Raw genomic sequence first — 13,140 nt, 5'->3', positions numbered from 1 at the left:
GCCGGCCCGTTGGCCGGTCTCCCGAACTGCTTGGAACGCACCATGGGATGGACGTTAGCCCCGGGTACGGGCTTCTGCGAAACGGCGGAAGAGCTCATTTTTCTCGATCTCTCCCGCGACAAATATTTTGCGCTGCGTGGTCGGGACCGAGCGGCATTCGCCCGGCTGCGCGCGGGCCAGGCCAACGATAGCGATACGATGGCGCGGCTTGTCGCGACCGGCTTGCTGCAACGAACCGATAAGCCGACTTCGATCGCGTCGACGGTCATCGACGTTCCATCGCGTGATCTCGCGGCGGTTCCGGAGGAGGGGTTCAGCCTCGGCATGGTCATTTCGTCGATGCTGGCGGTTCGCTGGGCCCGCTCCGCGATGAGGTCAGAGCGGATCGGACGAACGTTGGCGGACCGACGGCGACACGCAGCTGCAATCGCCCGGGAGCCTGCGGGTCCTGCAATCGAAGCACTTGCGGCACGCTATGCCGCCAATAGGTGGATCAATCCCGAGCCCCAGCGTTGCCTTATCGATGCGCTGGCGCTTGACCACATCCTGGTGGCCAAAGGCCTTGTCCCGACGCTGGTGTTCGGCGTCCGCATGGCTCCGTTCAGGGCGCATTGCTGGTTGCAGACGCCATCCGCGATCCTGACTGGAACCGCGGCCGAGGCTCGCAACTTCACACCGATATTGGTCGTTTGATGAAGGGCGCGTTCGCGGCCTTTCTCGGTGATGTCGAAGGCGCCAGGGACCTTGTCGATGCGGCGGAGCGTCGCGGTCTCGTTTCAGTCGATCTTCAACCGGGCAGGGTGATCTTCGCGTCCGAAGCAATGCCCTTGCAGCGAGCCTCGGGCGGAGCCGTCATTCTTGGCGACTGTTTTACTCGCTATCCGGCGACGGGTCGGGCGCCAAAGAATTGCTGGGGAAGCTATGTAGCTTTCACGGCCGAGAGCGGCGCGCTCGGCGTCGAAAGAGCCGCCCTAACGGGGATGCCGGTGTATTGGTGCCGGCATCCTGCGGGTCTCGCATGCGCATCCGATCCCGCCCTCCTATTGGCTCCGCACGCTCCCGTCGCAATCGACTGGGAGTTCGTCGGCAGCACGCTCGCCTACATCAATCTCCGGACCGAAAGGACAGGCTTGGTTGGCGTGCATGAGCTCGTTGCTGGGACAGGCATAAAGTTCGACGGGCGGAGTATCTGTGTCGCCTCGACTTGGTCACCTTGGCATTATGTGGCCCGCCCGACCTCTCCGAGGCTCGTTGATATTGCCCCGGAGCTGGCCAAACGGATCATCGACTGCACGGCCGCCTGGAGTGCGTCGCGTCACGATATCATTCTCGAACTGTCCGGAGGCCTCGACTCTTCGATCGTCGCGGCCGCGCTCCGGGCCGCGGATAGCGACTTCTCGGCCATCACCTTTGCGACTCCCGAAGCCGAGGGCGACGAGCGCCATTTCGCGCGCGCAGTCGCATCGCGATGCGGGATCGGCCTCACAGAGGTAGTCCATGACGATGCCGCGATCGATCTCGTGTCGCTCCCGGACGCCTTGACGGTCCGGCCGGCCGCCTACAGTGTTCTTGGCGGCCTCGATCGCGCCTTTGTGGAACATGTCTCCGACCGATCGCGGCCGATCTTTGGCGGAATCGGAGGCGACAGCGTCTTCCATCTGAGCACAACGGTCGCGCCCATTCTCGATGTCTGGAGCTCTTGGGGTTGGTCGCGCAGGACCTTTGCGGCTCTCCGCGATGTTGCACGGGCGAGCGATGCCACGATCTGGGAGGCGGCGCGCCTAAGCTGGCGAGCCCATCGTGCTGGTCCACGGATGGGTTGGCGCCGCGATACCGCCTATTTGAACCCGGCAGCACTGCCCGAAACGCCGTTCGCGCATCCGTGGGACGAAGGCGAGGGAACGGTGTCCCAAGCGAAGCGCAACCAAGCAGAGTCCATTCGCCGCATTCTCGATTTCCTCGATCGTCCGCGACGCTGGGAGGGGCGCGATGTCGTTTCGCCCTTGCTCTCGCAGCCCGTCGTCGAACTCTGCCTGTCGATCCCCAGCGGGAGCTGGTTCAGTGGCGGGCGCAATCGGGCGGTTGCGCGCGCGGCATTTGCCGATCGCCTGCCTCCCCAAGTTGTATGGCGCAAGGGAAAGGGCCGGATGGAGGCGCTCTGCGCCGCGGCCTACATGAGGCAGCGGGCGCAGCTTCGCGAGCTTCTGCTCGGCGGTATATTGGCTCAGCGTGGGCTGCTCGATGCACAGGCCATTGAGGCCTATCTCGAGCGTGACCTCACCGAAGGGGACTTCGACTATTTCCGGTTGATCGAGATCGGCGACGTCGAGCGCTGGTTGCGTGTCGTGGAGCCCGGTGTGGCGGCCGGTAGCAGCTTGGCCCAGCGCTGATACTGACCAGCCTTGTCGGGAGCGGGGTCGATCTCGCCCTTCAGCCAGTAGCGGAACCAGTCGAGATTGCGCTCATAGGCTGCGAGCTTCTGACGAGGCTCAACCTTGATGTGCGGCGCATAGGGAAAGATATGCGCTTCGCCTTTTCGCGATGTCGCAAGCCGGCTGATCAGCTCGATCGAAAGCCGTGCTTCCTGTTCGGGAAATTGCATCAAGATCGGCGCGCGAATGCGGTCGATGTTGAGTGCGGGAGAAAGCTCCTTCCACGCATCGGGGGTATCGTCGGGGGACCCGGCCCCCCAGACCTTCCGGATATTGTCCGCGAAGGTTTCGCGACCGGGGCGGGCGTTGAACCAGTAGTAAGCCGGCTCCATCTGGACCGAGGCGATCGAGACGGCTTTGAGCGCGTCGCTGTGGGTCGTTGCCCACATCGTCACCTCGCTGCCGAAGCTCAGACCGCCCATGCCGACGCGGCTCGCATCGACGATTCCGCGGTCTGACAGCAGCTTTGTCGCCGCTTCGATCGCCTCGAGGCCTCTCCGGTAACGCGCATCTTTTTCGGTGTCGCCCGGAACCGCATTGATGCAGAGCGCGGCGATACCGTGCGCGGCGAGTGCGCGAAGCGGCCATTCATTGCCGACGCCGCCGCGCAGATAGCCGGCGCAGGTGTAGTATGTGACGAAGAGCGGCAGCCGCCCGGGGATCTTCGGGCGGATCAATACGCCCGACGCACGGCTGCCGCTCACCTGCCACACGATCGTTTCGGCAAGGAGCCCGTCGTGGTCAGGATTGGGATTGGGGGAATCGATGACCTGCCTGCTGCCGTCGGCACCGATGCGGACAAGGCGGGGCGGCAGCGCAGACGCGGCCTCGACGCAGAAAAGCGCAGTGCCTGCAGCCGTGCAGGGAATGAAATATTTTTGGCTTCCGGCGAGCAGACCGTCGCTCGCAATCAGCTTTGTGAGGCGCCCCGGCTTGGCCGTCCAGCGCAGGAGGGTTTGCCGATAATCGGCGTCGTGCAACGCGACGACACTGTTGCCGTTATCCATTGGCAGCACCCAGGACAGGCGAGGAAGCTCGGCGGCGCATCCGACTTTCGTCTTGCAGACGCCGCGATCCTCGAGCGCTGCGCGCAAGATCGCGGGGAGATCGCTCGTCAGAAGCGCCACGGGATTTGGCGGCGGCGCCAAGAGTGCCTCTTCGCTCGCTGTCGCGGGCCGCTCCATTCCCTGTGGCGACCGGGCTGTAAACGCCCTTGGCGCTGACGCGAGCAGCGGAGCGCGGTCGAACCAGTCGTTCGAAAATCGCTGGCTGGCCGCGCGCCCGTTGATCAGCGCGCCGCGGAAGAGCGGTTGCGCCAGATCACTCTGTCCATCGACGAGAATACCGGCCTCTCTCTCGGCTTCCTCGGTCCGCGCAATCAGGTCGCGCGAAGGGCCCATACGCATGACGAGCAAGCCGCTGCTGTCGAACGCATAGGCCTCGATGTCGCCGTCTCCGGCGGCAAGCTGCCGGAACCCGGATCCATCGACGGGAGAGGACCAAAGCGCGATCCGGCCATCGACGAGGGCCCGAACGACGATCTGCTTGCTGTCGGGGGTCCATTTGGCCTCGCCGGGTTCGACGACGCCGGCGTCGTTCCACAGGGCGGTGCCCGTGCGGCCCAGCCTGCGTGGCGAGGTTCTTCCGTCGGCCGCTACGAGATACCAATCGACATCGATCCGGTTGGTCAGCGTCGACGGCCGCTCGATGCGATAGGCAATCCATTTCCCGTCGGGCGAGGCCGTGACGCCGCTGATGTCGGCGGTCTCGGCGATCTCGCGCGATGTAACCTGACTGGCCGCGGGCGATGCCGCGGCCAGCAGGACGAACATCAAGGTGGCTCGGCTTACCACCGGACGACCGCCTGGACCGATATCATGCGGCCCAGCGGGCTTGCCTTCTCGGGATCGTAACCGAGCGCCGAGGTTTGGCTCTTGTTGTTCACATAAGGCGGATCGCGATCGAAGAGGTTCTGAATCGCGAGGCCGAGCTGCAAACCGCGCCCGCTTGCGTCGGCTGCGTTGCCGCCGATGCGCTGCGACAGGGTGAGGTCCACCGTAGTCCACGCCGAGACCCGCTCGTTGGGAATGACGACCTGGTTCTTGTAACCATCGGTGTAATTCACGAACGCGCTGGCCGCGAAGCCGCCCTTCGACCAGCCAAGCCGCCCGCGCATCCGCCATTTGACCGGGCTCGCATAGAGGCCGACGAAATCGCTGCTCACAGAGCCGGGCGAAAGCTGCTTCCTGATCGAGAAGATGTGGGTGCCGCTGACCCCGAGGTCGAGCGTTCCGCCCGCGAGTTCGGGGGCATAGCCGATCTCGAAGTCGATACCCTCCTGATGCTCGCGCGCGAGGTTTCGCGTCTGCCCGTCGAGGATCGCAACGACCTGACCCGGCGCGATGTTGATCGGGTTCGTGAAGGTCGGCTGATTGTAGTAGAATTGCACCAGATCCAGCGACGGATTGTCCGTCACTACACCGCCGAACACGTCGAGATTGGTCAGGAACCGCAGATAATCTTCGGTGAGCGTTCCGATGCGGTCGCGATAATCGACATCGAAATAGGTGAGCGACGCCCGCAAGCCCGGCATGGATCGCGGCGCGATGTCGAAGCCGGCGGTCCAGGTCGTCGCCTTCTCGGGCTGGATGTTGGGGGCATATCCGAACAGGGCGAGGACATTGGAGGTGCCGGTCGGCGAACGCGGATCGGGGACAGTCGCCGTCGTGTAGAGCGACAGCGCGGGGCCGATCAACTCATCGAATTGTGGGGCGCGGAACGAGGTTCCGTAGGACGCGCGCACGGCGATGCCTTCGATTGGCTCCCACCGGGCGCTGATCTTCGGGTTTTCGGTACGACCGAACTGATTATAGTCTTCGATTCGGCCCGCGAGAGTCAGGTCGAGTTTGTGGAAGCCCGGCATCGCATTGTCGGGACCGAAGATCGGCACGAGCAATTCGGCATAGATCGACTTAACGTGGCGCGGCCCCGGAAAGCCGGGATAGAAGCCGGCCGAAGGCGTCAGCGTGCTGGTGTCGAGGATCCGGTAATAGTCATAGGCCTCCCGCCGATACTCGGCGCCTGCCGCGAGGCGCACGTCGCCGGCAGGAAGGCGGAACAGCGGGCCATCGGCACGCAGCGCGGCCGACCAGGTCTTGAAGTCGTCGATCGTTTCGATACCGCCGCGAATATAGTCGATCGTCGCGGGATTGTTCGCGCTCCCGTCGCCGAAGACGTTGAAGGAGGTTGCGGGGTTGGTGTCCGCAAGCGCCACTGCGAGGCGCGCGCTGTTGACCTGGTTCAGTGTCCGGGCCTTGCCCTTCTGGACCCCATAAGCGCCGCCGACGTGAATGCGCCATTCGCCAATCGTCTGTTCGAGACCCGCCGAGGCCGAGAGCGCGCGGACGCGGCCCTCGTTGATCTGCGGCCCGACGTCATTCACAAAATTATAAGTCACCTGCACGGGCTGGCGGGTGCCGATCGGATCGACGTAGAAGGGGTTCGTCACCGGAACCCGCGCAGTGCGAAGCGCGGTAACGTTGGTTTCCTTGCGATACTTCCGCTGTGCGCCGAGGATCGACGCGCGGAATGTCAGACCGCCGGTGATTTCGAATTCGCCTGCCGCGTAGAGGCTATGGACACGCTGGCGGGGCAGAATGTCGGTCTCGGCACGGTTGTCGCGGCGGTTCTGGACCCCGGGAAGGAGCTGCGCGGCGGTGAGGCTGCGGCCATTTTGGCCCGCTGGGATGCCGAAGAGCTGGCCGTTTGCGGCACGGATCGTCCCGGGGCTCGCGTAGATCGAGCGATAATCGGGGCCGCCGAAGGGACGAAGGTCCTCGCGCGCAAAATCGCGCTCCGCCGCCGCGAGCGCGCCGCGATCCGAATATTGGTAAGCGAGGACGAGATGGCCCCCGCTCCACTTTTTGCCGAGCAGTTGGCTGAATTGCACCTCGGTCATGTCACCGTCTGCGGTGCCTGCGCGGAGGATCGTCTCGCCCCCCTCGAAACGATTGCGGAGGCGGAGGTTGACGACCCCGGCAACCGCATCGGCTCCATAGATCGCCGAGGCGCCGTCGGTCAGGACTTCGATCCGTTCGACCGCGGTCATCGGGATCAGTGAGATGTCCGCGAAGAGGCCGCCGACGCCGCCGAGCGCCGGTCGCGCGCCGTCGATCAAGACAAGCGTAGAATTCGTGCCGAGGCCGCGGAGGTTGATGCTTGACCCTAGCGTAGCGTCGTTTCCGGTGCCGTTTCGCGTCGTTGCGCCGGTCGTGGTCTCGTTCGAGCCACCTCCGAAGGCTTGCGGCAGCGACTGAAGCATCTGCTGGACAGTGCCGTAGCCGCTCTTCTCGATTGCTTCGCGATCGATCGTTACGATTGGCGACCCGGTAGGGCCTACGCCGCGGATGCGCGAGCCAGTAACGATGATCGCTTCGCCGGACGCGTCAGTCGATCCAGCTTCCGCGGCACCCTCGTTTCCCTCGCGCACCACAAGCGCGCCATCGACGAGTTCGGCGACGAGGCCGGTTCCGGATAGGAGGCGGGAAAGCGCAGCGTCTGCATTGAGGCGGCCTTGAACGCGAGTGCTGCGCTTGCCGGCGACGATGGTGGACGAGGCGACAACTTCGCGGCCCGAAATTTGCGAGTAGCTTCGGAGCGCGGCGCCGAGGTCCTGTGCTGCAATATCGTAGCTACGACGTTCCGTCTGCGTCTGCGCCTGAGCCGTGGGCGCCTGAATCGCGATCGTGGCGGTGCTCGATGCGAGCATCGCGGCCAGAATCTTATACTTCATCTTACCTCCCCATGCGGCCACCGATGGCCGTCTGGGGGTGCAAAACACCGGGAAGAGGATATCCCCCCTTCGCGATGGGAATTATTTTTTCAGGATGATCGCCTCACCGGTTTCCTCGACCTTGAGGTCGAGAGCGGCTGCCAGCTTGCGGGCCAGGCTTGCGGTGTCGGAAATGTCGAACCGGCCCGTCAACGTGAGCGAGGCGAGCGCCGGATCGGCCAGGCGGACCGGTGTGCCATTCCCCTTGTTCGCTGCATCCAGAACCGCGCCGAGTGGCAGATTGTCGGCGGCGAGCATCGCCGTGGCAACCGGGCTGGCCATCTCGGGGAGGAGGCGCGGGCCGCTGTCGGTGACCTCGGCGCGCTCGCCGGGAGAAAGCCGCAGCGCCCTGGGCGTACCAGCGAGGCGGACTTCGACCGAGCCTTTGATCAGCATGATTTGCGGGACGGCATCGCGGGCATCTACCTCGAATACCGTGCCGAGCGCTGTCGTCTCCGATTTTCCTGCAACCACGATGAATGGCCGCGCGGCGTCATGGGCAACGTCGAAACGTGCCCGGCCCCCGTGCAGGCGAAGCCTGCGCTCCGTGTCCGAGAATTGCGGTTCGGCCCAGGCACCGTCCATCAACGTGACGGTGGAGCCGTCGGCCAGCCGAAGCTGGCCGGGAAGCATCGGTCCTGCAGCGATCTGCGGGACATCGGCCCGGCGGTTCAGGTGCCACGCGATGCCGAGCGCAAGGCCGACGGCCGCGATTGTCGCGACGGCCCAGCGAAGCCGGCCTGGGGCGCTGCGCTCAGTGCGCGCCTTCGCCTCGATGCGCTGGCGCGACAGCGATCCTGCGAGCGCAAAATCATCCTCGGCGGCGGCAAAGGCTTCGGCATGGCCGGGTTTCGCGTGCCAAAGCTTGAAGGCTTCGCGATCGGCGTCGCTAGGGGTGCCCCGCATCCGCGCGGCCCATTCGGCCGCCTTGCGCTGTTCGCGCCTCACGGCTGGTTGTCTCGCGCCTTGCGAATTGCGATCAGGGCTTTTGCGATATGTTTTTCCACGCGCTTTGGACTCATGCCTTTGATTCGTGCGATCTCCGGATAGCTGAGATCGTCGAACCTGTGCATCAGGAATACATCCCGTGTGGTTGGATTTAGCTCGGCTATGGCCTGTTCTATCCTGCGCAGCATGTCACGATGCTCGAGCGTCGTATGCGGGTCCGGTCCGGCAACTTCATGATCTTCGAAACTATGGTGGGCATGGGCGTGGCTCCGGACGCCCGAACGGGCGCGATTCTTAAGGATCGATCGTGCGGCGGCGGCGAGATAGGCGCCCGGCGCTTCGAGGAATCCCGCGCTCACGCCCTTGGCGGAGAACAGTCGGCGGAAGGTCTCCTGTACGAGGTCGCCGACCTCTTGCGGGGGGACGCTGCGACGCATGATCCCGGCGACGCGCGCATGGTGCGACGCGTAAAGCGCCCTGGCGCGCTCGGCATGACCGTAACCCGCCCAGTCACCCGGAGGCACGGGATCGCCGGAGGCGATGCCGCGCCTGTCCAAGGGGTCGTCGTCGAAATCCATTTCCCATCGCCTACCGGTCGGACCGAAAGGCATCGAAGCCGGGAGGTAAGAACATATTCGGAAATATGCGCCGCCGCCTTTAGCCCGAAGGCCTGGACATACGCGTCGGCCACCCGGCAACGGATGGGATGTCATAAGGCTTCCGAACGAGATTCTTACGTCTCGGCACCGCGCGCCTCTTCTGCCCGATGCTTCCTGATCATAGCCGGAAGGTCTGATAGGGCAAGATGGTCGGGGTCCGATTGCTCCATCCTGGTGGGGGAATTGGCATGGCGGCTGGTAATTTCGCGCACGGCGATGCAGACGGGCGCGCCTCGCGGAGAGGGCGCGGTGCAGGAGATGGACGAAACATGGGGATCGATGTCGACGCTGCGAAAGTCGTGACCTTGAACCTCGCGCATGAGCAGCGCGTGGTGACCGACCCGGCGCGCGCGTTATCGGAAATGAAGCTTCACGGTATGGAGGTGGTGAGCATGTTCCGCCGCCGCAAAGCGGGCCACAACGAGGACGACGGCAATCCGCTCATCTATGCCCTGAAGGGGCGCATGGGCTTCACGATCCCACCTGCTGATCTCCGGAAATTCATTGCCCTCGGTCAGCAGTTGCTGCCGCAAGCCCTCGCGGGCACGGAGTTCGACCTCGTCGTGCCTCTCCCTTCGAGCGCAACCGTCACGCACAGGCTTGGGTTACGGGCTGCACGCAACCGAGGCGTTCTTCCGATCATCCCATGCCTTCATAAGGCGACGATCGCCGATGTGCTGGCCGCGGCTCCGGCACTTGATGCGGTGAAGGCCCGCGACAGGCAATGGTTTACGACGCAGCTTGCCCGGTTGCAGCAACTCGCACCTGATCAGATAATCGAGATGAAGACTGTGCCAATCCGCATCCGACAGTATTTTACGCCCATTGCTGCGGGCACCCTTGCGGACCAGTGCGCGGGCCGCCATATCCTTCTCGTCGATGATATCGTCGGCTCAGGAGCAAGTCTTCTCGCCGCGCGAAACGCACTCCTTGCCGCAGGAGCTGCGGGGGTCCGTGCACTGACCCTGCTCAGCCGATTGCGGTGATTCATTGACTCTTTAGGCTTTGGTGCCTAAATTGAGCTCACAGACCGCATCTACACCTTGCGGTCTCTAAATATGAGGCACTTCCGTCAAACGAGGTGCAGGATCGGGCAGCGCCGCCAGCGGCCGGACCGTAAGGGTCATAAGCTGGAGATCGGGTACCGACCGATGAAATCTAAAGGGCGCCGGGCAACCGGTGCCCTTTTTATTTGCCTGCGAGGCGGAAACTACTTCAATTCGATATCCCGAGGAAGGCGTAAGCGTGGTCAGGAAACCGCCATCGATTAGCTGTCGCGGGATTTAGCGTCGGCGTAGGCGGCTCTTCCCTGTGCTCGTCGCTTGGCGAGCTTCGCCATGCGTGCGTTGATCTCGTCGGCGCCGATATCGGTGGGATCGAAGACGCCGCCATACCATTGCACCATGGATGCGCGCTCGGGATGGCGCGGCTTGGCCATGGCATTGAGGAACTCTTCAAACCCCGGGGTTCCGCCGACATCTTCGGGCGGGGCTCGTCGTTCGCCATCGACGAAGCGCGGGTAATCGATGCCGGGGATGGCGGGTGTGATCTCTTCGATCTCGATACGATGTCGCCAGTTGTCCCCGAAATCATAGGTGTAGGTGAAGCTGGTGATGCCGCGCTCGACGAGCTTGCCGATGCGCATATTGGCGGCATCGCGGGTGCGGACCATGAAAGCGTCATCATCATCGAAGCGGATGCCATAGGCGGCATCGCCGACGTCGAAACGGAACAGATGGTAGTTCTCGAAGAGCATGCAGGCCTGGATCGCGAGGTGCAGGGTCTTGAGGCTGTTGGTGACGGGAAGTTCGACACGGCGCCAGATGGCGGGCTTCATGTCTTCGAGCGTGATGCGAATCCGTGCGATCTGGTCGGTCATGCCGCCATGCTGACGGGTGCGCTTTGCGCTGTCCAGTTCCACGGCATGAGCTCGTCCCAGCGGGAGGCGGGCCAGCCCGATGCGATCTTCTCGATGACATCGGCGATATAGGCCTGCGGCTCGACGCCGTTGAGCTTGGCTGTCTCGATGACCGAGTAGGTGGCAGCGGCGCGTTCGCCGCCAGCCTTCGATCCGGCGAACAGCCAGTTCTTGCGGCCGATCGCGATGGCGCGGATCGCGCGCTCGGCGATATTGTTGTCGATCTCCGCGATGCCGTCATCGATGTAGCGGGTCAGCGCGTCCCAGCGCTTGCGGCCATAGGCAAGCGCCTTCGTCATCGCCGACTTGGGCGACAGACGACGCAGGGCGTCGTCGATCGCGCCGCGAAGCGCATCGATCTGCGGCCTGGCTTGCTCCTGTCGTTGTCGGCGCCGGATATCGGGCGGCTGGCCGCGCACATCCTCTTCGATCCGGTAGAGCCCGGCGATACGTGTCAGCAGGTCGGTGGTAAGCGGCGTCGGGCTCGTCTGGTGGCACTCGAAGATCTTGCGGCGAAAGTGTGCCCAGCAGGCGACCTCGCGGATGCGGTTGCCTTCATAGAGCTTCTCATATCCGGCATAGCCGTCGGCCTGGAGAAGGCCGGTGAACGATCTGAGCTCGCTCTGCGGATGGATGCCGCTGCGATCAGGGGTGAACCGATACCAGGCGAGTGCCGGGGTTGCGGCGCCCGATGCGCGATCATCGACGACATAGGCCCAGAGCCGTGCCTGCGCGGTGCGGCCCTTGCCGGGCACGAGCATCGGCACCGGCGTGTCGTCAGTGTGCAGCTTGGCGGCCTTCAGCCCTTCTTCGCGGATGCGGCTGACGATGGGGTCGAGCAGATGCGCGACCTGGCCTGCCCATCCGGCGAGGGTGGAGCGATCGATGTCGATACCCTGCGCTGCCATCATCTCTGCCTGGCGGTAAAGCGGGAGATGATGATCGAACTTGTTCACGACGACATGGGCGAGCGTGGCAAAGCTCGCCTTACCGCGTGCTATCGCCTTCGCTGGCGCCGGTGCCTGGACGATCTTCTCACAGGCGCGGCAGCTATACTTGGGCCGCACGGTGCGGATGACGCGCCACTGGATCGGGGCAATATCGAGCTGCTCATCACTGTCGTCGCCAAGCGGGCGCAGCGCGCCGCCGCAATCGGGACAGGTGCAGCTGCCGGCCTCGGGCTCGATCCGCCGTTCCGCGCGCGGCAGATGATCGGGCAATGCGCGCACCGGCGATACCCGTTCGGCGGGTGCCCGCTCACTCGTTCGGCTGTCGGCGACCTCAGCCTCGCCTTCGAGTTCTTCGAGGGCCAGCTCGAGCTGCTCGATCTGGAGCGCGAGCTTCTCCGAGGACTGGCCGAAGGTCATGCGGCGAAGCTGCGCGAGCTGGTGGCGGAGGGTGTCGATCAGCGTATCGCGCGCCGCCAAAGCGGCTTCGAGCTCGGCGATCCGGGCGTCCTTGTCGATGCTGGAAGAGGCTGGTTCCGACACGCGGAACATCTAGCAAAAGTGGCTCCGCGATGCCAGTAAAACCCTCACTAATCCGCCACTTTTTACCCTGCGAGCAAGGGCGCCGCGGTGCGTTCGGGACGCCGCCAGTCAATGCCTTCGAGCAGCATCGAAAGCTGCGCCGCGGTGAGGCTGACCTTGCCCGCCTTGGTGATCGGCCAGACGAACCGGCCACGGTCCATGCGCTTCGAGAAGAGGCACAGGCCCTGGCCATCATACCAGAGCAGCTTGACCAGATCGCCGCGCTTGCCGCGGAACGCGAACAGCGCGCCCGAGTGCGGACTCTTCTCCAGCACCTGCTGCACTAGCACCGCGAGGCGGTCGAACCCCTTGCGCATATCGGTGGCGCCGCAGGCCAGATATATCCGTGTCGTCGGCGGTAACGGGATCATCGGGCAAGGACGGACATCACCCGTGCCAGCGCATCGGCATCGACCGCCGCGTCGACGGTGAGCCGCACGCCTGACGGCAGCTCGATCCCGATCTGGCCGCTGCCTGCCGTCGCCGGGGCCGGAACGGACACCTCCACCTCGGCGAACGAGGGTGCCGGCGTGCGCTTCGCTCCCGTCAGATCGCCAGCCAGGGCCTGTCGGCGCCACGTATAGAGCAGCCCGCTGCCGACCGCGTGCCGCTGGCATGTCGCCGAGACCGAGCCGTCGGGGCCAAATGCCTCGCGCAGGATCGACAGCTTCTGATCCACCGACCAACGGCGACGGCCGCCAACGACCGCGATCCGACTGCTCATACGATCACTCATATGACCAGTCACAAGAGCACTCGCTCCCGCCGCTCCGATATCCTCGCTCATCACCGCTCCTCGCAAAGAGCGGCTATCAGCACCCCG

Annotated in this window: 11 protein-coding genes; 3 read left to right on the top strand and 8 right to left on the bottom strand. The window is 64.4% G+C overall.

What is annotated here, in order from left to right:
• Positions 1–42 precede the first annotated feature (42 nt).
• Positions 43–693, top strand: a complete 651-nt coding sequence (locus SGRAN_RS16220) for a lasso peptide biosynthesis B2 protein (RefSeq protein WP_067185410.1) — start codon at positions 43–45, stop codon at positions 691–693.
• Entirely contained in the window at positions 693–2,390 is a 1,698-nt protein-coding gene (locus tag SGRAN_RS21915; protein WP_082737313.1) for an asparagine synthase-related protein, read from the top strand. Before SGRAN_RS16220 ends, SGRAN_RS21915 begins: the two co-directional genes overlap by 1 nt.
• Here the strand turns inward: SGRAN_RS21915 and SGRAN_RS16210 are convergent.
• From SGRAN_RS16210 to SGRAN_RS16195, 4 genes are all read right to left on the bottom strand, one after another.
• Positions 2,297–4,285, bottom strand: a complete 1,989-nt coding sequence (locus SGRAN_RS16210) for an Atxe2 family lasso peptide isopeptidase (RefSeq protein ID WP_148650906.1) — start codon at positions 4,283–4,285, stop codon at positions 2,297–2,299. The two genes, SGRAN_RS21915 and SGRAN_RS16210, sit on opposite strands and share 94 nt — an antisense overlap.
• The gene (locus SGRAN_RS16205; RefSeq protein WP_067185403.1) at positions 4,279–7,224 is read right to left on the bottom strand and encodes a TonB-dependent receptor; all 2,946 of its coding nucleotides are present in this window, start codon (positions 7,222–7,224) and stop codon (positions 4,279–4,281) included. The genes SGRAN_RS16210 and SGRAN_RS16205 overlap by 7 nt, the downstream gene beginning before the upstream one ends.
• Positions 7,225–7,305: 81 nt before the next feature.
• Positions 7,306–8,211 carry a FecR family protein gene (locus SGRAN_RS16200; protein ID WP_067185400.1) on the bottom strand — a complete coding sequence of 302 codons (906 nt, stop codon included), beginning with the start codon at positions 8,209–8,211 and terminating at the stop codon, positions 7,306–7,308.
• Positions 8,208–8,789, bottom strand: coding sequence for an RNA polymerase sigma factor (locus tag SGRAN_RS16195; RefSeq protein WP_067185398.1), 582 nt, complete (start codon positions 8,787–8,789; stop codon positions 8,208–8,210). The genes SGRAN_RS16200 and SGRAN_RS16195 overlap by 4 nt, the downstream gene beginning before the upstream one ends.
• Positions 8,790–9,139: 350 nt before the next feature.
• Here SGRAN_RS16195 and SGRAN_RS16190 point away from each other — a divergent pair, with 350 nt between their 5' ends.
• Complete coding sequence (locus SGRAN_RS16190) at positions 9,140–9,856, top strand: phosphoribosyltransferase family protein (RefSeq protein WP_067185395.1); 717 nt, start codon at positions 9,140–9,142, stop codon at positions 9,854–9,856.
• 281 nt (positions 9,857–10,137) lie between these two features.
• Here SGRAN_RS16190 and SGRAN_RS16185 read toward each other — a convergent pair whose 3' ends face one another.
• Genes SGRAN_RS16185 through tnpA form a run of 4 tightly spaced genes read right to left on the bottom strand, consistent with a single transcriptional unit; the run spans position 10,138 to position 13,041 of the window.
• Positions 10,138–10,749, bottom strand: a complete 612-nt coding sequence (locus SGRAN_RS16185; protein ID WP_037555259.1) for a plasmid pRiA4b ORF-3 family protein — start codon at positions 10,747–10,749, stop codon at positions 10,138–10,140.
• Positions 10,746–12,287: an IS66 family transposase gene (tnpC, locus tag SGRAN_RS16180; RefSeq protein WP_067185391.1), complete on the bottom strand. Its 1,542-nt coding sequence runs from the start codon at positions 12,285–12,287 to the stop codon at positions 10,746–10,748. The genes SGRAN_RS16185 and tnpC overlap by 4 nt, the downstream gene beginning before the upstream one ends.
• 53 nt (positions 12,288–12,340) lie before the next feature.
• Complete coding sequence (tnpB, locus tag SGRAN_RS16175) at positions 12,341–12,688, bottom strand: IS66 family insertion sequence element accessory protein TnpB (protein ID WP_067185389.1); 348 nt, start codon at positions 12,686–12,688, stop codon at positions 12,341–12,343.
• Positions 12,685–13,041: an IS66-like element accessory protein TnpA gene (tnpA, locus tag SGRAN_RS16170; RefSeq protein WP_052182212.1), complete on the bottom strand. Its 357-nt coding sequence runs from the start codon at positions 13,039–13,041 to the stop codon at positions 12,685–12,687. Before tnpA ends, tnpB begins: the two co-directional genes overlap by 4 nt.
• Between the last annotated feature and the right edge of the window lie 99 nt (positions 13,042–13,140).

The organism is Sphingopyxis granuli, assembly GCF_001559015.1.
GTDB classification, from domain to species: Bacteria; Pseudomonadota; Alphaproteobacteria; order Sphingomonadales; family Sphingomonadaceae; genus Sphingopyxis; species Sphingopyxis granuli.
This window is presented reverse-complemented; position numbering and strand designations above follow the sequence as displayed.

Excerpts from the sequence above, each read along its gene's own strand:
- SGRAN_RS21915 (WP_082737313.1), top strand. The coding sequence starts at position 693 with ATGAAGGGCGCGTTCGCGGCCTTTCTCGGTGATGTCGAAGGCGCCAGG.
- SGRAN_RS16190 (WP_067185395.1), top strand. The coding sequence starts at position 9,140 with ATGGGGATCGATGTCGACGCTGCGAAAGTCGTGACCTTGAACCTCGCG.
- SGRAN_RS16185 (WP_037555259.1), bottom strand. The coding sequence starts at position 10,749 with ATGACCGACCAGATCGCACGGATTCGCATCACGCTCGAAGACATGAAG.
- tnpB (WP_067185389.1), bottom strand. The coding sequence starts at position 12,688 with ATGATCCCGTTACCGCCGACGACACGGATATATCTGGCCTGCGGCGCC.
- SGRAN_RS16195 (WP_067185398.1), bottom strand. The coding sequence starts at position 8,789 with ATGGATTTCGACGACGACCCCTTGGACAGGCGCGGCATCGCCTCCGGC.
- tnpC (WP_067185391.1), bottom strand. The coding sequence starts at position 12,287 with ATGTTCCGCGTGTCGGAACCAGCCTCTTCCAGCATCGACAAGGACGCC.
- tnpA (WP_052182212.1), bottom strand. The coding sequence starts at position 13,041 with ATGAGCAGTCGGATCGCGGTCGTTGGCGGCCGTCGCCGTTGGTCGGTG.
- SGRAN_RS16205 (WP_067185403.1), bottom strand. The coding sequence starts at position 7,224 with ATGAAGTATAAGATTCTGGCCGCGATGCTCGCATCGAGCACCGCCACG.
- SGRAN_RS16220 (WP_067185410.1), top strand. The coding sequence starts at position 43 with ATGGGATGGACGTTAGCCCCGGGTACGGGCTTCTGCGAAACGGCGGAA.